Source organism: Mycobacterium sp. E2989 (assembly GCF_001667595.1).
Taxonomy (GTDB): domain Bacteria; phylum Actinomycetota; class Actinomycetes; order Mycobacteriales; family Mycobacteriaceae; genus Mycobacterium.
This window is the reverse complement of sequence record NZ_LZJX01000112.1, coordinates 99,063-117,631: the sequence shown is the minus strand read 5'-3', so window position 1 is coordinate 117,631 and position 18,569 is coordinate 99,063. Positions and strand designations below refer to the sequence as shown.

General features: G+C 68.7%; 21 protein-coding genes. 6 read left to right on the top strand and 15 right to left on the bottom strand.

Annotated elements, in window-relative coordinates:
* The first annotated feature begins 3 nt into the window (after positions 1 to 3).
* Complete coding sequence (locus A5680_RS20555) at positions 4 to 900, top strand: alpha/beta hydrolase (protein ID WP_055405131.1); 897 nt, start codon at positions 4 to 6, stop codon at positions 898 to 900.
* Here A5680_RS20555 and A5680_RS20550 read toward each other — a convergent pair.
* Entirely contained in the window at positions 897 to 1,520 is a 624-nt protein-coding gene (locus A5680_RS20550; protein ID WP_055405132.1) for a TetR/AcrR family transcriptional regulator, read from the bottom strand. The genes A5680_RS20555 and A5680_RS20550 overlap by 4 nt on opposite strands.
* Positions 1,521 to 1,685: 165 nt before the next feature.
* Here A5680_RS20550 and A5680_RS25905 point away from each other — a divergent pair, with 165 nt between their 5' ends.
* Positions 1,686 to 1,811, top strand: a complete 126-nt coding sequence (locus A5680_RS25905; RefSeq protein WP_156349705.1) for a hypothetical protein — start codon at positions 1,686 to 1,688, stop codon at positions 1,809 to 1,811.
* Positions 1,812 to 1,850: 39 nt separating this feature from the next.
* Here A5680_RS25905 and A5680_RS20545 read toward each other — a convergent pair whose 3' ends face one another.
* The 4 genes from A5680_RS20545 to A5680_RS20530 all read right to left on the bottom strand — a co-directional run bounded on the left by A5680_RS20545 (position 1,851) and on the right by A5680_RS20530 (position 5,380).
* Entirely contained in the window at positions 1,851 to 3,275 is a 1,425-nt protein-coding gene (locus A5680_RS20545; RefSeq protein WP_067822602.1) for an NAD(P)(+) transhydrogenase (Re/Si-specific) subunit beta, read from the bottom strand.
* Complete coding sequence (locus tag A5680_RS20540) at positions 3,272 to 3,601, bottom strand: NAD(P) transhydrogenase subunit alpha (RefSeq protein WP_055405134.1); 330 nt, start codon at positions 3,599 to 3,601, stop codon at positions 3,272 to 3,274. Before A5680_RS20540 ends, A5680_RS20545 begins: the two co-directional genes overlap by 4 nt.
* 2 nt (positions 3,602 to 3,603) lie before the next feature.
* Complete coding sequence (locus A5680_RS20535; RefSeq protein WP_055405135.1) at positions 3,604 to 4,692, bottom strand: Re/Si-specific NAD(P)(+) transhydrogenase subunit alpha; 1,089 nt, start codon at positions 4,690 to 4,692, stop codon at positions 3,604 to 3,606.
* 226 nt (positions 4,693 to 4,918) lie between these two features.
* Positions 4,919 to 5,380: a nuclear transport factor 2 family protein gene (locus A5680_RS20530; RefSeq protein ID WP_067822669.1), complete on the bottom strand. Its 462-nt coding sequence runs from the start codon at positions 5,378 to 5,380 to the stop codon at positions 4,919 to 4,921.
* A 177-nt stretch (positions 5,381 to 5,557) separates the two neighbouring features.
* Between A5680_RS20530 and A5680_RS20525 the strand changes: the two genes are divergently transcribed.
* Positions 5,558 to 6,778, top strand: coding sequence for an acyl-CoA dehydrogenase family protein (locus tag A5680_RS20525; RefSeq protein WP_055405143.1), 1,221 nt, complete (start codon positions 5,558 to 5,560; stop codon positions 6,776 to 6,778).
* On the top strand, positions 6,771 to 7,595 hold the full coding sequence (locus tag A5680_RS20520) for a tyrosine-protein phosphatase (protein ID WP_055405137.1): 825 nt from the start codon (positions 6,771 to 6,773) through the stop codon (positions 7,593 to 7,595). The genes A5680_RS20525 and A5680_RS20520 overlap by 8 nt, the downstream gene beginning before the upstream one ends.
* A gap of 3 nt (positions 7,596 to 7,598) precedes the next feature.
* On the opposite strand, the gene A5680_RS20515 is transcribed toward A5680_RS20520, so the two are convergent.
* The 7 genes from A5680_RS20515 to A5680_RS20485 all read right to left on the bottom strand — a co-directional run bounded on the left by A5680_RS20515 (position 7,599) and on the right by A5680_RS20485 (position 14,605).
* Positions 7,599 to 8,462, bottom strand: a complete 864-nt coding sequence (locus A5680_RS20515; RefSeq protein ID WP_067822599.1) for an SDR family oxidoreductase — start codon at positions 8,460 to 8,462, stop codon at positions 7,599 to 7,601.
* 51 nt (positions 8,463 to 8,513) lie between these two features.
* Complete coding sequence (locus A5680_RS20510; RefSeq protein ID WP_055405139.1) at positions 8,514 to 9,941, bottom strand: aldehyde dehydrogenase family protein; 1,428 nt, start codon at positions 9,939 to 9,941, stop codon at positions 8,514 to 8,516.
* Between the two features lie 129 nt (positions 9,942 to 10,070).
* On the bottom strand, positions 10,071 to 11,006 hold the full coding sequence (locus A5680_RS20505) for an SAM-dependent methyltransferase (protein ID WP_067822596.1): 936 nt from the start codon (positions 11,004 to 11,006) through the stop codon (positions 10,071 to 10,073).
* Positions 11,006 to 11,938 carry a class I SAM-dependent methyltransferase gene (locus tag A5680_RS20500; RefSeq protein ID WP_156675185.1) on the bottom strand — a complete coding sequence of 311 codons (933 nt, stop codon included), beginning with the start codon at positions 11,936 to 11,938 and terminating at the stop codon, positions 11,006 to 11,008. The genes A5680_RS20505 and A5680_RS20500 overlap by 1 nt, the downstream gene beginning before the upstream one ends.
* A 33-nt stretch (positions 11,939 to 11,971) precedes the next feature.
* Positions 11,972 to 12,913, bottom strand: a complete 942-nt coding sequence (locus A5680_RS20495; RefSeq protein ID WP_067822591.1) for a class I SAM-dependent methyltransferase — start codon at positions 12,911 to 12,913, stop codon at positions 11,972 to 11,974.
* 55 nt (positions 12,914 to 12,968) lie between these two features.
* On the bottom strand, positions 12,969 to 13,619 hold the full coding sequence (locus A5680_RS20490; RefSeq protein WP_067822588.1) for a TetR/AcrR family transcriptional regulator: 651 nt from the start codon (positions 13,617 to 13,619) through the stop codon (positions 12,969 to 12,971).
* A gap of 2 nt (positions 13,620 to 13,621) precedes the next feature.
* Positions 13,622 to 14,605: a pirin family protein gene (locus A5680_RS20485; protein WP_067822585.1), complete on the bottom strand. Its 984-nt coding sequence runs from the start codon at positions 14,603 to 14,605 to the stop codon at positions 13,622 to 13,624.
* 112 nt (positions 14,606 to 14,717) lie between these two features.
* Here A5680_RS20485 and A5680_RS20480 point away from each other — a divergent pair, with 112 nt between their 5' ends.
* Positions 14,718 to 16,169, top strand: a complete 1,452-nt coding sequence (locus A5680_RS20480; RefSeq protein WP_156669728.1) for a chloride channel protein — start codon at positions 14,718 to 14,720, stop codon at positions 16,167 to 16,169.
* On the opposite strand, the gene dps is transcribed toward A5680_RS20480, so the two are convergent.
* Positions 16,166 to 16,711, bottom strand: a complete 546-nt coding sequence (dps, locus tag A5680_RS20475) for a DNA starvation/stationary phase protection protein Dps (protein ID WP_055404639.1) — start codon at positions 16,709 to 16,711, stop codon at positions 16,166 to 16,168. The two genes, A5680_RS20480 and dps, sit on opposite strands and share 4 nt — an antisense overlap.
* 94 nt (positions 16,712 to 16,805) lie before the next feature.
* On the bottom strand, positions 16,806 to 17,717 hold the full coding sequence (locus tag A5680_RS20470) for a DNA-3-methyladenine glycosylase (RefSeq protein WP_055404638.1): 912 nt from the start codon (positions 17,715 to 17,717) through the stop codon (positions 16,806 to 16,808).
* Between the two features lie 51 nt (positions 17,718 to 17,768).
* On the opposite strand from A5680_RS20470, the gene A5680_RS20465 reads away from it, so the two are divergent.
* The gene (locus A5680_RS20465; protein WP_055404637.1) at positions 17,769 to 18,167 is read left to right on the top strand and encodes a nuclear transport factor 2 family protein; all 399 of its coding nucleotides are present in this window, start codon (positions 17,769 to 17,771) and stop codon (positions 18,165 to 18,167) included.
* On the opposite strand, the gene A5680_RS20460 is transcribed toward A5680_RS20465, so the two are convergent.
* Positions 18,164 to 18,544: a DUF427 domain-containing protein gene (locus tag A5680_RS20460; protein ID WP_055404636.1), complete on the bottom strand. Its 381-nt coding sequence runs from the start codon at positions 18,542 to 18,544 to the stop codon at positions 18,164 to 18,166. The genes A5680_RS20465 and A5680_RS20460 overlap by 4 nt on opposite strands.
* Positions 18,545 to 18,569: the final 25 nt, after the last annotated feature.

Genomic DNA, 18,569 nt, shown 5'->3' with positions numbered 1-18,569 from the left:
CTGATGACACAACGCGAAGACGTCCAGTTCCCGTCCGGGGGCGATCTGATCAGCGCCTGGCTCTACCGGCCGCCGGGCAGTGGGCCCGCGCCGCTGCTGGTGATGGCGCACGGCCTCGCCGGGGTGCGGACCATGCGCCTGGACGCCTACGCCGAACGCTTCAGCGCGGCCGGCTACGCCTGCCTGGTGTTCGACTACCGCAACTTCGGTGACAGCGAGGGCCACCCACGCCAACTGCTCGACATCGGGCTGCAACTCGCCGACTGGGCCGCGGCCGTCGCCTACGCCCGCACCATCCCCGGAATCGACACCGCTCGAATCGCGTTGTGGGGCACGTCTTTTAGCGGCGGCCATGTGATCACCACGGCGGCCCGCCACCCCGACATCGCCGCCGCCGTGGTGCAATGCCCCTTCACCGACGCCAGGGCGTCGATAGGAACGCTGAACCCGCTGATCTTCATGCGCGTCGGCACGCTGGCCGCCCGCGACCTCCTCGCCGCCCGGCTCGGCAAAGCACCGGTGATGGTTCCCGCGGTGGGGCGACCGGGCGAGGTGGCGCTGATGACCACCCCCGACGCGTACCCGGGTTTTTTACGACTGGTGCCCGACGGCGCGGACATCCCTTCGGACGTGGCGGCCCGGATCGCGTTGAAAATCATGACCTATCGGCCCGGGCGCCGCACCCCCGACATCGGCTGCCCGATCCTGTTCTGCGTGTGCGAGGCCGACTCGGTGGCCCCCGCGGCGGCGACGCTGCGCCACGCGGCCAAGGCCCCGCGCGGGGAGATCAAGGTATATCCCGAGGGCCATTTCGCGATCTACGTCGACGAGGCCTTCGACCGCGTGGTGGCCGACCAGCTCGCCTTCCTGGACAAGCACCTGAAGGGCGCGCAAGCCTAGGGCCCGAGGGGTGAACTCGTGCGGATCCCCTCATCCCGGATCAGGCCGCGCAGCAGCGCGGTGCTGAATTCGGCGGCGATCTCCTTGGCGCTGCGACGGCCGCTCGGCCGCAACCACCGGTAGGCGCCGAGCGTCATGCCGATGTAGCCGAGCGCCAGGACGTGCGAATCGCACTGGTAGAACTCGCCGCTGGCGATGCCGCGATCGATGAGCCCGTGGACGTGCTCGTAGACCTGCGTTTCCTTCTCCCGGACCGCGGCCACCTGCTCCTCGGTGAACCACTCGGTGATGTAGGGCGCCTCCTGGAAGTACACGGCGGCCCGCTCCGGGTTGGCCGCGATGCCGGTCAGCAGGCGGACCGTGTACTGGTAGAGCGCCTCACGGGCCGTCCAGGATGGATCGTCGTGGACGGCGGCCAGCGTGCCCTCGGCGGCCTGCTGATAGATGTCGTACAGGATCAGCGACTTGCTGGCGTAGTAGTGGTAGACCGTCGCCTTGTTCAGGCCGATCACGTCGGCGACGTCATCCATCCGGGTGCCGTGGTAGCCGCGGGCGGCGAAGAGCTTGGTGGCGACGGCCAGCAATTCCTCGCGCCGGGTTAGTCCGTTCTCGGATGGCATCTGTACTCGCAATCGTCACTGCCGGGCGGGACGCTGGGGTGCCGGGCAAGTCCAATTATCAATCAACTGGTTGGACAGTTTAGGCAAACGCCGGGTGTCACCCCGACGAGGATGGGACTAGACTCGCCTGAAGAAAGCTCAAGTCGCGACTGGAGGGGTGTCTTCATGGATCCGAGCCCGGACTATGACATGAGCGACGAGATCGAGTTCTTCTTCCGCTACGTCCCGTGGGGCCTGCGCGGCGTCGTCGACGGCAACGGCTACCCGCCGCCCGCCTACCCGCCGGTTTAGACCCTCTGGCGGTGACCCGCAGCGCCCGGCCCCGCCGGTTTAGAGCGCCTTCAGTTCCTCGGCGACCTCCGTCACCGATTTCTTCGCGTCCCCGAACAGCATCGTCGTCCCGTCGGCGTAGAACAGCGGGTTGTCGATCCCCGCGAACCCCGAGTTCATCGACCGCTTGAGCACGATCACCGACTTGGCCTTGTCCACGTTCAGGATGGGCATGCCGTAGATCGGGCTGGATTGCTCGTTGCGGGCCGCCGGGTTGGTGACGTCGTTGGCGCCGATGACGATCGCGACGTCGGTGCGGGCGAATTCGTCGTTGATGTCGTCCATGTCCTTCATCGCGTCGTAATCCACCTCGGCCTCGGCCAGCAGCACGTTCATGTGCCCGGGCATCCGGCCGGCCACCGGGTGGATCGCGTACTTCACCGGCACGCCCTTGTCCTCCAGCAGCGACGCCATGTCCTTGACCGCGTGCTGCGCCTGCGCGACGGCCAGCCCGTAGCCGGGCACCACGATCACCTGGTTGGCGTAGGCCATCTGGATCGCGGCGTCGGCGGCCGAGGTGGCCTTGACGTGCTTGTCGCCGCCGCCGTCACCGCTGGGTGCCACGCCGCCACCGCCGAAACCGCCGGCGACGATCGCGGGAATCGAGCGGTTCATCGCCTTGGCCATCAGGTTGGTCAGGATCGAACCCGACGCGCCGACGATCATGCCGGCCACGATCATCGCGGTGTTGTTCAGCGCCAGGCCGGCCGCCGCGGCCGACAACCCGGTCATCGCGTTGAGCAGCGAGATCACCACCGGCATGTCGGCGCCGCCGATGGGCAGCACCACCATCAGGCCGAGCACACCGGCCGCGGCCAGCAGGCCGACCATCCACCACAGCGACACCCCACCCGTGCCGGGATGCGCGCCCAGGCCGATGACCACCGCCGCCGCCACCGCCGCAACGAGCAGCAGCACGTTGATCGGTTGCTGGGCCTTCCCGAAGCCGATCGGTGATCCCGAGATGATCTCCTGCAGCTTGCCGAACGCGATGATGGAACCCCAGAACGAGATCGACCCGATGATCGCGGCGAACAAAGACGCCACCACGATGTGCACGGTCGGCGACTCACCATGCTGGAACGCCGAAAAGCCGCTCGTCTCAATGAATTCCGCCAGCGCGATCAGCGCGACCGTGCCGCCGCCCACGCCGTTGAAGAACGCCACCAGCTGCGGCATGGCGGTCATCTTGGTCAACCGCGCCGGCGGGACGCCGAGCAGCACGCCCACCACCAGGCCGGCGATGATCAGCACCCACGACTCGGTGTGCCGGATCTTGATCAGCGTCGCCGTCACGGCCAGCGCCATGCCGACCGCGGCGATCAGGTTGCCCCGCACCGCGGTCTTGGGCCCGGTCAGGCCCATCAAGCCGTAGATGAAAAGGGCGAACGAAACGATGTAGAGGACGGTGACGAGGTAGTTCATTTCGCCGCCAGATCCTCGGTCTTGACGGGCGCCACCTTCTTCTTGCCCTTGAACATGCCCAGCATCCGGTCGGTGACGATGAAACCGCCGATGACGTTCAGCGTGCCGAACACCACCGCGACGAACAGGATGATCTGCACGGCCAGCGACGGGTGCTCGACCTCGCCGAACACCACCAGGGCGCCGAGCACCACGATCCCGTGAATGGCGTTGGTGCCCGACATCAGCGGGGTGTGCAGCGTGTTGGGCACTTTGGAGATGACCGCGAACCCGACGAACCCGGACAGCACCAGGATCGCCAGATTGGCCAACAGCTCGTCGTACATGTCTAGGTTCCTTCTCGAGTGACGCAGGACGCCGCGATCACTTCGTCGTCGAAGTCGGGGGCCAGTTTGCCGTCGGTGATCAACAGGTCCAGGAGCGCCGTGATGTTCTTGCTGTAGAGCTCGCTGGCGTGCTCGGGCATGGTCGCCGGCAGGTTCAGCGGCGAGGCGATGGTCACGTCGTGCTTGACGACGGTCTGTCCGGGTTCGGTGAGTTCGCAGTTGCCCCCGGTCTCCCCCGCCAGGTCGACCACCACGCTGCCGGGCTTCATCGACTCCACCGCCGCGGCGGTCACCAGGCGCGGCGCGGGCCGCCCGGGGACCAGCGCGGTGGTGATCACCACGTCGAACCCGGCGATCGCCTTCTCCAGCGACTCCTGCTGCTGGGCGCGCTCGGCTTCGGTGAGTTCGCGGGCGTAGCCGCCCTCCCCGGCCGCGTCGATCCCGAGGTCCAGCCACTGCGCGCCCACCGAGCGGACCTGGTCGGCCACCTCCGGGCGCACGTCGTAACCGGAGGTGCGCGCGCCCAGCCGCTTGGCCGTGGCCAGCGCCTGCAGGCCGGCCACGCCGACGCCCAGGACCAGCACGCTGGCCGGCTTCACGGTGCCCGCCGCGGTCGTCAGCATGGGGAAGAACCGGGTCGACTCGGACGCGGCCAGCAGCACGGCCTTGTAGCCGGCGACGTTGGCCTGCGACGACAGCGCGTCCATGACCTGGGCGCGCGAGATCCGCGGGATGGCCTCCAGCGCGAACGCCTGCACGCCGGCCTCGGTGAGCGCGCCGATCGAGTTGTCGGCGTTGCGCGGGGCCAGGAACCCGATCAGGGTCTGGCCGTTGCGCAGCTTGGCGACCTCTTCCTTGGTCGGCGGCGCCACCTTCACGACGATGTCCGCCGACCAGGCGTCCCCGATGCTGGCGCCGGCCTCGGTGTAGAGCTGGTCGGGAAGCAACGCGCCTTCGCCCGCTCCCGATTCGACCACCACCGCGACTCCGCTGCTGATCAGCGACGCGACCGCCTTGGGCACCAGCGCGACGCGCCGTTCGTCGGCCGCGGACTCGGCGACCACCCCTACCGTCGTCTGCGCATCTGTCATGGCGCGTACATCTGCTTTCCCGCACTTTCCTGCCGTTTGACTGTGCCGCTGGCTGGCCGCACGCTTCGCTACCTTAACGCCTGCCGGATTTCGGCCCGGCCGTGCGATGGACCGGGGCCCGATACCCCGGCGCGGCCGTTCAACTCATCGATGGTTCGCTACCCGCGGCGCGCGCAGTACCGCCCGCCGAGTTGTGGAGTCACACGCCGGCGTTGTGGCCGTCCCGCTACCAGAGCGGGATGTCCCGGCCGTGCTCCGCCGGCGGGCGGGGCCCGAAGTAGCGGCGCTCGGACTCGTCGATCCGCACGTCGTTGATGCTGGCCTCGCGGCGGGCCATCAAGCCCGACGGGGTGAACTCCCACAGCTCGTTGCCGTAGCTGCGGTACCACTGTCCGGCCTTATCGCGGCATTCGTATTGAAAGCGCACGGCGATGCGGTTGTCGTGGAAGTCCCACAAGCTTTTTCGCAACGCGTAGTCGAGCTCGCGCTGCCATTTGCGGGTCAGAAACGCGACGATCTCCTCGCGCCCGACGACGTGTTCGTCGCGGTTGCGCCATTGGGAGTCGGGCGTGTACGCCAGGCTCACCTGGTGCGGGTCGCGGGTGTTCCAGGCGTCCTCGGCGGCCTGCACCTTCTGCAGCGCCGTCTCGCGGGTGAACGGGGGGAACGGCGGGCGGGATTCACTCATGGCTTCCATGGTGCGCGACGGGAATCGCGACCGCCCGCCACACCGCGAGACTGAAACCACGCACACCCTTCACGGCGTTTCGTGTGCGAGGTTTCAGTGTCGCGAAGTTGAACCATTGAGGCTCGCCATGTGGGCCGTCCTGACACGTGTCCTATCGTGACGGTCATGGACTTCGCGATGTCGGCCAAAGCCAACGACTACCACAAGCGACTGTCCGACTTCATGACCGAGTACGTCTTTCCGGCCGAGGCCGAATACGACAAGTACCGGCACGAGGCCGGCCCCAGCGATCACACCGTCCCGCCGGTCATCGAGCGGCTGAAGGCCAAGGCCAAAGAGCAAGGCCTGTGGAACCTGTTCCTGCCCGCCGAGTCCGGCCTGACCAACCTCGAGTACGCACCGCTGGCCGAGCTCACCGGCTGGAGCCTGGAGATCGCGCCCGAGGCGCTCAATTGCGCGGCGCCCGACACCGGCAACATGGAGACGTTGCACCTGTTCGCCACCGAGGAGCAGCGCAAGCAGTGGCTGGAGCCGTTGCTGAACGGCGAGATTCGCAGCGCCTTCTCCATGACCGAGCCGGCGGTCGCCAGCAGCGACGCGCGCAACATCGAGACCTCCATCGTGCGCGACGGCGGCGACTACGTGATCAACGGGCGCAAGTGGTGGACCTCGGGCGCGGCGGACCCCCGCTGCAAGATCCTGATCGTGATGGGCCGCACCAACCCCGAGGCGGCCAGCCACCAGCAACAGTCGATGGTGCTGGTGCCCATCGACACCCCGGGCGTGAACGTGGTTCGGTCGACGACGGTCTTCGGCTACCAGGACCAGCCCGGGCACTGCGAGATCATCTACGACAACGTCCGGGTACCGGTCACCAACCTGCTCGGCGAAGAGGGCGGGGGTTTCGCGATCGCCCAGGCCCGGCTCGGTCCCGGCCGGATCCACCACTGCATGCGCGCCCTCGGCGGCGCCGAACGCGCGCTGGCCCTGATGGTGGACCGCGCCCGTAACCGGGTGGCGTTCGGCCGGCCGCTGGCCGAGCAAGGTGTGGTGCGTGAGGCAATCGCCAAGTCGCGCAACGAGATCGACCAGGCCCGGCTGCTGTGCGAGAAGGCGGCGTGGACCATCGACCAGCACGGCAACCGCGCCGCTCACTTGCTGGTCTCGCAGATCAAGGCGGTGGCGCCCCAGGTGGCCTGCGATGTCATCGACCGCGCGATCCAGGTGCACGGCGCCGCCGGCGTCAGCGAGGACACCGTGCTGGCCCGGTCCTACGGCTGGCATCGGGCCATGCGCCTGTTCGACGGCCCCGACGAGGTGCACATGCGGACCATCGCGCGCGCCGAGATCGGCCGGGAGAAGTCCCCGCTCGCCGCGGCGGTCACCGCACATGACTGAAACCCTGCGGGAGCTGTCCGGCGCGTGGAACTTTCGCGATGTCGCCGACGAGACGCCGGGGCTTCGGCCCGGCCGGCTGTTCCGGTCCGGTGAGCTGAGCCGCCTCGACGACGAGGGCCGCGCGACGCTGCGCGAGTTGGGTATCACCGACGTCGCCGACCTGCGCGCCGCACGCGAGGTGGCCCGCCGCGGCCCCGGCCTGGTTCCCGACGGCGTCCAGATCCACTTGTTGCCCTTTCCCGACCTGGGCGACGAGGAGCCGAGTGAGGACGAGGCGCCACACGAAACCGCGTTTCGGCGGCTGTTCGAGAACGATCCCGACCAATCCGACGAAGCCGTCAACGAGGCCGCCGTCCGGCACATGATCGACGAATACCGGCAATTCCCGTTTCGCAACGGGGCGCAACGCGCAGTGCAGCATGTCTTTTCGTTGCTGGCGGCCGGGCGTCCGGTGCTCACCCACTGCTTCGCGGGCAAGGACCGCACCGGTTTCGTGATCGCCACGGTGCTGGAAACGGTCGGCGTCGATCGCGACACCATCGTCGCCGACTACCTGCGCAGCAACGCCGCGGTACCCCAGCTGCGGGACCACATCTACGAGATGATCCAGCAGCGTTCCGACGTCGAACTGACGCCGGAGGTCGTCACGTTCACCAAGGCGCGGCTCGCCGACGGTGTGCTCGGCGTGCGCCCGGAGTATCTGGCCGCCGCGCGCCAAGCGATCGACGAGGCGCACGGCTCGCTCGACGCGTACCTGCGGGACGCGGGCATTGCGCAGGCGGATGTGGACCGCCTGCGCAACGAACTGCTTGCCTAACCGCTACCCGAGCTTGAAGTTGGCCGGCTGGGCCGCCGAGAGGTCGTCGATCTGCGACCAGTGCGAGGCGACGTCCTCGACCGTGGGCGGCTTGTCGAAGTTGGCGCCCTCGTTCTGGAACAGCGCCACCCGCTGCACCTTTCCGCCGCCGACCACGAAAACCGAAGCGGTGTTGGGGTTTTCCTCGGTGCACAGGTAGGCCACCACCGGCGCGACGTACTCGGGCGTCAGCTTCTCGAGCACCTCCTTGGGCAGGATGTCCTCGGTCATCCGGGTGGCCGCGATCGGGGCGACGGCGTTGGCGTGGATGTTGTACTTCGCGCCCTCCTGCGCCAGCGTGTTGATCATGCCGACCAGGCCGAGCTTGGCGGCGCCGTAGTTGGTCTGCCCGAAGTTGCCGAACAGGCCGCTGGTGGAGGTGGCGACGACGACCCGGCCGTAGCTCTGCTCGCGGAAGTGCGGCCACGCGGCGCGCAGCACGTTGTACCCGCCGTACAGGTGCACCTTGAGCACGGCGTCCCAGTTCTCGTAGGTCATCTTGTGGAAGGTGCCGTCGCGCAGGATGCCCGCGTTGCTCACCACGCCGTGCACGGCGCCGAATTCGTCGAGCGCCGTCTTGATGATGTTCTCGGCGCCCTCGGGGTCGGCGACGCTGTCGTAGTTGGCGGCCGCCCGGCCACCCGCGTCCTTGATCTCCTTGACCACCTCGTCGGCCATGTTGTGGCCGGCACCGGTACCGTCACGCGCACCGCCGAGGTCGTTCACGATGACGCTGGCGCCTTCGGCGGCGAGGGTGAGGGCGTATTCGCGGCCCAGCCCTCCGCCGGCTCCGGTGACGACGATGACGCGATCCTGTACTCCGGGCATAAGGTTCCTCTCTAAGTGTGAAAAGTACTGCCTAGCAGGTGATTCGAATGATCAGAACATCCTGCGGGCCATCTTCATGGCGCGCTCGGTGTACGGCGGGTAGATGAAGCTGGACAGGTCGGGCCGGGTGGGCTTGGTGAGCACCGACTTGCGGTGGCTGAACTCCTCGAAGCCGTACCGGCCGTGGTAGGCGCCCATCCCCGACGCACCCACACCGCCGAACGGCAGCTTGGCCGTCGACACCTGGAAAGCCAAGTGGTTGACCAGCATGCCGCCGGCCGGCACCTCCTTGATCACCCGCTCGCGGGTTTCCCGCGTCTTGGTGAACAGGTAGGCCGATAGCGGCTTGGGTCGCGCGTTGATGAAACGTATTGCGTCATCCAGGGATTGGACCGTCACCACTGGCAGCACCGGCCCGAAGATCTCGTTCTGCATCAGCGGGCCGTTCGGGTCGGGGTCGACGACGACGGCGGGCTGGATGCGTAGGCTCGCCGCGTCGCACGCCCCGCCGACGGCCACCTTGCCGTCCCCGCTGGCGAGGTAGCCGCTGATCCGGTCGAATTGACGCTGGTTGACGATCCGCATCCCGTTGGGCTTGTCCGAGGTGAACTTCGTGATGGCGGCGCCGATCTTGCTCACCAGTTCGTCGCGAATCTTGGCGTCCGCCAACACATAATCGGGGGCCACGCAGGTCTGCCCGGCGTTCAGCAGCTTCATCCAGGCGATGCGCTTGGCCGCCACGTCCACGTCGGCGTCGGCCGCCACGATCACCGGGCTCTTGCCGCCGAGCTCGAGCGTGCACGGGGTCAGGTGGGGCGCGGCGCCCTCGTAGACCTTGCGACCGATCTCGGTGCCACCGGTGAACAGCAGGCGGTCCAGCCCCTGCGCGATCAGCTCCTGGCTGACCGAACCGTCGCCCTCGACCACCGCGATCGCGTCGCTGTCGAGGTACTTGGGCACCAGCTCGGCCATCAGGTGCGCGGACGCCGCGGCGATCTCCGAGGGCTTGAGGATCACGGCGTTGCCCGCCGCGATGGCGCCGACGGCGGGGCCCAGGGTCAGGTAGAACGGGTAGTTCCACGCGCCGATGATCAGCACGGTGCCGTACGGCTCGTATTCGATCCAGCCGCGGCCCGGCAGCTGCGGCACCTCGAGCAGCTGGTAGCGGCGGCGCGTCCACCGGCGCACCCGCTTGGCCGCGTACTTCGCCTCGCCGGCGGTGGTGGCGATGTCGGCGATGAACGCCTCGAACGGGCTGCGGTCCAGGTCCTCGGCGAGAGCGTCGGCGATGGCCGCCTCGTTCTCCTCCATCAGCTTGGCCAGTTGCAGCAGTTGCCGCTTGCGCCACTCGATGTCGCGGGTGCGCCCGGTGGCGAAGGTCTTGCGGAGCCGGGCCACCGTGGCGGGAACGTCGACCTGCTGCGCGGTCGGCGCGCCATTGGTGACGGATGTCTTGGGTGTAACCGATTCGGTGGTCATCGTTGTCCTTCCCCTGCTTCGGTCATCCCGAGGGGCGCCCGCCGCTGGCCGCGCAAGCGCTCATGGGTGATAACCGCGATCCTAACCATCCGGTTGGGAGAGCAGTAGAAAGGCTCTGGCTGCGGCAGCTCAGGGTTTGGTAGCGGTCACATAGGTGACCACAAACGGCCGGCCCTCGGGCTGCGGGTCGCGTCCCAGCCGGAGCGCCTCTTCGTGCCCGTCGACCACCCCGGTGCTCCAGCCGTGGGCCGTGAACCAGTCCGCGCAGTCGGGCCGCTCCCCGTCCTCGAACCACAGGTCGAACGGGTTGAACGAGATGTCTTGGCCGCGTGCCTCGCGCTTGGCGCGCAGTTCGGCGAACCTCGCCTCGGCTTCGCGGCGCTTGGCCGGGTCGATGCCGAAGTTCTCGACCGAGACGCGGCTGCCCGGCGCGCTCAGCCCGTCGATCGCGACGAACAGGCGTTCTTGCGCCGCGGCCGGCAGGAACGGCAACAACCCTTCGGCCAGCCACGCCGTCGGCTGGCCGGCGTCAAAACCCTTGTCGCGCAACGCCCGTGGCCAGTCGTGGCGCAAGTCGGCGGGTACCGGCCGCAGGTCGGCGGCCGGCGTGGCGCCGCAGTCGGCGAGCGTCTCGGTCTTGTACTCGAGCACCTTGGGCAGATCGATCTCGTACACGACGGTGCCGGCCGGCCAATCCAGCCGGTAGGCGCGGGAATCGAGCCCGGCGGCCAGCAGCACCACCTGCCGGATGCCGGCCTGGGCGGCGGCGGCGAAGTACGCATCGAAGAAATGGGTCCGCACCGCCTGCGAGTCGATCATGTTCTGGGCGCGGACCGAGTAGTCCCCGTCTCCCGGGTAGTCATCGCCGTCCGGTTCCGTCCACCACGCGGCCACCTGCTCGCGGACTCCGGCCAGTTCGGGTGTGGAGACCAGCGGCTCGGCGAACGGGTCGCGGATGAGTGGTTGGTCGCTGGCGGTCTCGGCGGCGCGGGCCAGGGCGACCATCACGGCGGTCGCTCCGACGCTGGTGGCGATGTCCCAGGAATCGTCCAGCGCGCGCGGCATTACAGCCGCTCGGCGATGACGAAGTCGGAGAACGCGTCCGTGTCGTCGGCCATCGGGATGTTCTCGATCAGGCGACCCAGCCGGCGCATCGCGTCGATCGAATGCTCGGCCGTCGCGCGCCAGCCGTGTTCGTCGAGCCACTTCGCGACGTCGGCGCGGTGGTCGTCGCGGTACATCAGCTCCCCGACGTCGACGGTCTGTTCGATGCCGAGCTCCTCGGCGACCTTCCGGAACCGCTCGCGCATCTGCTGCCGGCGCTCGTCGGCGTGGTTGGGTGCGGTTTCGGCCGAAACCCGGCTGCCGGCCGGGCTCAGCTCGCCGATCAGGGTGAAAAGCCGGTCCTGCGCCTCGGCCGGCAGGTACATCAGCAGCCCCTCGGCCAGCCAGGCCGTCCGGGCCGTCGGGTCGAAGCCCGCGTCGCGCAGCGCGGCCGGCCAGTCCTGCCGCAGGTCGATGGCCACCTCGCGGCGCTCCGCCGACGGGGTCGCGCCGTTTTCGGCCAGGGTGGTGGCCTTGTACGCCAGCACCTCGGGCTGGTCCAGCTCGTACACCGTGGTGCCGGCCGGCCAATCCAGGCGGTAGGCGCGCGAGTCCAGGCCCGAGGCCAGGATCACCACCTGCCGGATCCCGGCGGCGACGGCGTCTTTGAAGTAATTGTCGAAGAAGTGCGTGCGCACCGCCTGATAGCTGCGCATGTGCTCGAGGTGCGCCGCGGAGTCGGCGTCGAGGGCCTCGATCTTGGCCGCCACCTCGGGGTCGAGCATGTGCTCCCACAACACCCCGGCGCCGGCGTTGGTGACCAGCAGTTTGGCGTACGGATCGCGGATGAGGGCGTCGGGCCGCTCGGTTTCCACCGCCCGGGCGGCGGCCACCATCACCGCGGTGCTGCCGACACTGGTCTTGATGTCCCAGGTGTCATCGTGCGTGCGCAATGAGCTCATCGGGTTGCTCCTTGGGTGTGGAAGTCAGTCGGTCGGCTCCCCGAGACGCGCCCGCAGCAGCACGCTGCGCACCGCTTCCTCGGTGAGGTCTTCGGGTACCGGGCGGCCCAGCCGGGCCATCTCCTCGCGGTTGTCCACGATCTGCACCTGCCAGCCGTGGTCGGTCAGCCATTGGTCCGCGTCGGAACGGTCCGGCTCGTGATACGTCAGCGCCTGGACGTTGACGTCCAGGCCGAGCCGCTCGCGCATCCGCTGCCAGCGCGCCGAATTGCTGCGCGAGTTCATGCCGAACGCCTCGATGGCCACCTGGCTGCCCGGGGCGCTGAGCGCGGTGAACATCTCGAACAGCCGGTCCTGCGCGTCGCTCGGCAGGTAGGGCAGCAAGCCCTCGGCCAGCCAGGCGGTCGGTTGCGCGCGGTCGAATCCCGCGGCGGCCAGGGCCGCTGGCCAGTCGTCGCGCAGGTCGACCGGAACCGGGCGGCGGTGGGCGCTCGGGGCCGCCCCATGCTGCTGCAGGACGCCCGCCTTGTACTCGAGCACCTTGGGCTGGTCGATCTCATACACCGCGGTGCCGGCCGGCCAGTCGAGACGGTAGGCCCTCGAGTCCAGGCCGGCGGCCAGGATGACCACCTGCCGGATGCCGGCCCGGGCGGCGCTGTCGAAGTACTCGTCGAAGAAGTGGGTGCGCACGGCCTGGTAGTCGATGCCGATGCGATGCGCGCGCCGCCCGTGGTCGTCGCCCTCGAGCCAGCCCAGTTCGGGGTCGGCGAGGCGGGCCCAGGCCGGACCGGCCGACGCGACCAATATCGGCGCGAACTCGTCGCGGATCAGCGGGTCGCTCCCGGCGGTCTCGGCCGCGCGTGCCGCCGCGACGCCCAGGGCGGTGGCACCGACGAGTTCGGTGATGGCCCAGCTGTCGCCGGCGGATCTCAAGGAGGGCGGTAACGACGCGTCCAGATCAGTCATGACCCGACCATGTTACCGGGATAAGTTAGTTAGCCTATACGCTTTGTGCGCAACTTCACTGCACGTCCGGCTGCGACTCGGGACTTTGAAGCGCTCCTTCGACGAGCCGGCGCAACACTCCGGTGATGGCGAGCAGGGCCTCGGGGCTCTGGACGTAGCCCGCGTACAAACCCACCCCGCACATCAGGACGAGTAGCGCCTCGGTCAGCGCCGTCGCATCGACGTCGGGGGCGATCTCGCCGCGCTCGATGGCATCCTTGGTGACCCGGGTGAGAAAGTCCCGCGCGATTCGCACGGAGTCGTTTTCGGTGGTGTTCCATTCCGGGTGGCGCTGCGACTCGAGCACGCCGGTGATGATCAGGGCCGACCCGGCGGGATTCTCGTTATTGGCGCGCACCGCGGAGGTGATGAATGCCGTCAGCTGGCCGGCCAGCGTCGTTTCCCGGTCCGCCTCTTTTATGCCGACACCGATGACGGCTTCGTTGGTCTGGTCCAGTACTTCGCGATACAGGGCGCGCTTGCTCGAGAAGTAATGGTTGATAGCCGGCCGGGTCAGATCGGCGCGGGCCGCGATCGCCTGGAAGGTCGCGCCGTCGTAGCCACGTTCGCTGAACACCAGGCGGGCGGCCTGCATGATTCGCTGTCGCGTCTCGTCCGCTTTCGCGGCAGGGGGGCGTCCTGGCCTGCGGCTCACCCCTGACGACATCGTTAAAGTGTGCCATCGCCCCGGTGCGGCATTAGCGCATTTGGCGGAATGCTCCCGAATTTGCCGGCCTGATAGTCCTGCACCGCCTCGACCAATTCCGCCCGCGAGTTCATCACGAAAGGCCCGTAATGGAATACGGGCTCGCGAATGGGTTGGCCGCCCAGCAGCAGCACGTCCATCGCCGTCGTCCGCGACGATTCCTGCACTCGATTGGCGCCCAGGGTGATTCGGTCACCGGGGCCGAGCACCGCCAATTGGCCCGCGCGAATCGGGTGAGCGACCGGGCCGACGTATCCGCCGCCGGACAACACGTAGACCAACGCGTTGAAATCGCGGCGCCACGGCAGGCTGAGCCGCCCGCCGTTTTCAATCGTGGCGTGCGCGAGCGTGATCGGCGTGTGGGTGATGCCCGGACCCCGATGGCCGTCGACCTCGCCGGCGATGATGCGGACCAGCGCCCCGCCGTCGTCGGAGGCGATCAGCCTCGCGTCGGTGCCCTCGATGGCCTGATAACGGGGCGGTGCGAACTTGTCTCGCTTGGGCAGGTTCACCCACAGCTGGATGCCGTGAAACAGGCCCCCGCTTTCGACCAGTTCGGCGGGCGGCGTCTCGATGTGCAGGATCCCGGACCCGGCGGTCATCCACTGGGTCGCACCGTCGGTGATCAGGCCGCCACCACCGTGGGAGTCCTGGTGGGCGAACTTGCCGTCGATCATGTAGGTGACCGTCTCGAACCCGCGGTGCGGGTGCCAGTCCGTGCCCCTCGGCTCGCCCGGCTCGTAGTCCACCTCACCCATCTGATCCATGTGCACGAAGGGATCCAGGGCCGCGGCGCTCACCCCGGCGAAGGCGCGGACGACGGGAAAGCCCTCGCCCTCGTAGCCTCGCGGCCCGGTGGTGATCGACCGCACGGGGCGTTCGGTCTCGGTGGGGCCGGCGGCGCCGACGCGTGGCAATGTCAGCGTGTTTGCGGTGATGGCGGGCATGTGACCTCCGTGAGTTTGAACTACCCGTATAACCGGACCGCGGTCCAGTTATTCCCCCGCGGCGCCGCCGTGGCGCTGCATAAGATGACTTGGTGCTTGCGGAACCCGCGCTGTGACCGAACAAGCGGATGGCGAACCACAGCCCACCGAGGCGCCGGTGGCATCGGCTCCCGGGGCGGGCGGCCGATTCGGGGCGTCGATCAGGAAGTCCGGCTATCTGCAGAAGTGGTTGCTGCTGGGCGTCACGATCGGTTTCGTCGCCGGCCTGGGAGCCGTCGTCTTCTACCTGGGCCTCAAGTACACCGGCGAGTTTCTGCTCGGCTACCTGGGCGGCTACCACATCCCGACACCCGTGGGCGAGGGCGGCGGCCGGGGTGACCCCGGGTTTCACCGCGCGTGGGCGATCCCGTTGGTGACGACGGGAGGGGCGTTGCTCTCGGCGTTCTTGGTCGCCAAGTTCGCCCCCGAGGCCACGGGCCACGGCACGGACCAAGCCATCGAGGCCGTGCACGGCGATCCGCGTGCCATCCGCTTCCGGGCGGTGCTGGTGAAGATGGTGGCCAGCGCCCTGACCATCGGGTCGGGCGGTTCGGCCGGCCGCGAGGGGCCGACGGCCCAGATCTCGGCCGGCTTCTGCTCCTTGCTCGCGCGGCGGCTCCACCTGTCCGACGAGGACGGCCGGATCGCGGTGGCGCTGGGCATCGGCGCCGGCATCGGGGCGATCTTCGCGGCGCCGCTCGGCGGGGCGGTACTGGCGGCGTCGATCACCTACCGCGACGACTTCGACTATCGCTGCCTGTTGCCCGGGTTCATCACGTCCGGCACGGCCTACGCCGTACTCGGCGCCTTCCTCGGTTTCGATCCGCTGTTCGGCTACATCGACGCCGAGTACCGCTTCGAGCGGGCGTGGCCGCTGCTGTGGTTCGTGGTCATCGGCCTGGCCGCCTTCGCGGTCGGCTACCTTTACGCCCGCACCTTCCACGCCGCGGTGCGGCTCACCCGGCGGCTGCCGGGCGGCCCGGTGCTCAAACCGGCGATCGGCGGACTGCTGGTCGGACTCCTGGGCCTGCTGATCCCCCAGATCCTCAGCAGCGGCTACGGCTGGGCGCAGCTGGCGGCCGACCGCCGGTCCCTGCTGGCCATCCCGTTGTGGATCGTCGTCGTGCTGCCGATCGCGAAGATCGTCGCCACGTCGCTGTCGATCGGCACCGGTGGATCCGGCGGGCTGTTCGGGCCCGGGATCGTGATCGGCGCCTTCGTCGGGGCGGCCGTGTGGCGGCTCGGCGAGGGTCTGGCGCTGCCGGGCGTGCCGCACGAGCCGGGCGTGTTCGTCGTCGTCGGGATGATGACGTGCTTCGGCAGCGTCGCCCGGGCGCCGCTCGCCATCATGATCATGGTCGCCGAGATGACCGGTTCGTTCTCGGTGGTGCCCGGGGCGATTCTGTCCGTCGGCATCGCGGCGTTGTTGATGTCGCGCACCAACGTCACGATCTACGAGGCGCAGCGCCTGAACCGCGAGACCGCCGCGGCCGAGCGCGAAGGCCGGGTCGAGGACGGCCGCTAGGACTCGCGGGCGCTGCTGGCGGCGTCCTTCTCGGTGCTCGAGCCCTGGTGGGTCAGCTTCCCGCCCGCGCTCTCCAGGTGCGCCCGGACGAACCACTGGAACTTCTCCAGGTTCCCGGCCTGATCGATCAACAGGTCCTGGGTGACGGGGTCGAGCTCCTCGGTCTCCTCGATGTACTTGCGGATGTCCTCGATCACGCCGGTGTAGACGAGGTCCAACGCGGCCAGATGGGCCTGGACGGTGTCGCGGCCGACCGAATAGTCGTCCCAGGTGCGGTCTTTGATGATCGCCCCGGGCGTGCCCTGCGGTGATCCGCCGAGGGCCGCGATGCGTTCGGCGACGTCGTCGGCGAAACCGCGAACCGCCTCCACCTGCGGGTCGATCATCTCGTGAACACCAATGAAGTTGGGCCCCACCACATTCCAGTGCACATGCTTCAGCGTCAGGTGAAGATCGTTGTAAGTGCTCAGTTGTTTCTGCAGCAGTTCGGTCAGCCGCGCTCCCTGTTTGTCGGTGAGCCCCGGGATGGTGAACTGTGTCATCGATTTCCTCCGTTTCAAACACGGTCACGTCTTCGACAGTGGTTACCCGATGGCCGTTGCTGAAAACGCGGCCCCGGCGAGGCCATGACCACGTTTAGAGCTCGCTGATGTGTTGCACCGGTAGCCGGGCGCCGCGGCGCGGTTCGTACGCCAGCCCGCTGGCCTCCAGCAACCGCACCACCCGGTGGCGGTGCGGCCGCATGGGCTCGAGCAGCTCGAGCATGCCGGCGTCGTCGACGGGGCGGCCGACCAGCGTCCAGCCGATCATCTTGGGAACGTGGTAGTCACCCACCGACAGGGCGTCGGCGTCCCCGAACGCCCGCTGCGCCGTTTCGGCGGCGGTCCACTCCCCCACCCCGGGCAACGACATCAACGCCTCGCGCGCCCGCGCGGGCGGGCGGGACGCCAGCCGTTCCAACGAGCCGGCCCGCCGCGCGACGGTCACCACGGTCCGCGCGCGCCCCGGGTCGACATTGGCGCGGTGGAACTCCCACGAGGGAATGTGCCGCCACACCTCGGCCGATGGCGGCACCCGCATCCGCGCGGGCGCCGGTCCCGGCGCCGGTGAGCCGTACTTGGACACCAGCACGCGCCACGACCGGAACGCGTCGGCGCCGGGCACCCGCTGCTCGATGATCGCGGGGATCAGCGCCTCCAGCACCTGCCCGGTGCGGCCCAGGCGCAGGTGCGGGACGCGCCGGTGCGCCGCGGCGACGGTGGGGTCCGACGGCACGAAATCCGACGCGTCGTCCTCGAGGCCCAGCAGCGCGGGAAGCCGCTCGACGAACTCCTGCGCGCCGCCGCCCCACGCCACGCAATGGGCGGCGTTTGCGGCGGCGCGGCTGATCCGGGCGGTGACGGGCCCGCTCTGCAGCAGGCTGGTTCGCCAGATCGTGCCGTCGCCGGACGCCTGGAAGCAGGGGTCACCCGACCCGCGGCGAAGCGGCGCCAACGTGTGCCCGAAACTGACCGCCCCGGGGAACGTGACCGTGCGCTCGCTCTCCACCGACCAACTCTCCGATTGACCGTTAACGATGTGCCAAGTCAATATTGCGATGTGATGACGCCGTTCGATGACCCGCAGGGCGAACTGGCTTGGATGTTCCTACAGAGTACGAGCGATGGCGGCGACCTGGACGAGGGCTTCACGCTGCTCAGTGACGACTTCACCTATTGGACGCTGTTGACGCGCACCTCCTGCGACAAGCAAACCTTCCGCCGTGCGATCGAGCGACGCAAACGCGAGCTCGAGCTGACCATCGACCTGGTGCGCTGCGTCAACGAGGGCGAGACGGTGGTCGTCGAGGCGCAGGCCACCGGCACCACCACCGGCGGCGTCGAGTACGACAGCCCGTTCGTCTGCATCTTCGACACCCGCGACGGGCTGATCGTCTCGATGCGGGTGTACAGCGACACCCAGGCGCACGAGGCCGCGCTGCCCGGGTGGACCTGCTAGGACGGCGACACGCTGATTTCGGCCTTGTTCGGGTAGAACGCGACATGCCCGGCGATCTCGGCGACCGCGGGATAGGGCTGCTCGTAGGTCCAGATCACGTCGGAGACGGTGTCGCCTGCCGAGCTGGTCACGCTGTAGTAGCTGGCGTCGCCCTTGAAGGGGCAGTGCGTGCTGGTGTCGGTGCGGGTCAACCGGTCCTGGGCCACGTCGCTCATCGGAATGTATTGCACCGCAGGCAAAGTGGCTTCGCGCAGTTCCAGGGCGGCCGTCGTGTCGGCGACCAGCTCGCCGTTGACGCGCACCTGGACCCGGCCCCTGGTCGGCTCGATGGTGATCGGGTGGCCGGCGTTGGGTTCCTTGATTTCGGGGTGGCTCATGATCTCCTCCTAGACGCCAATGACG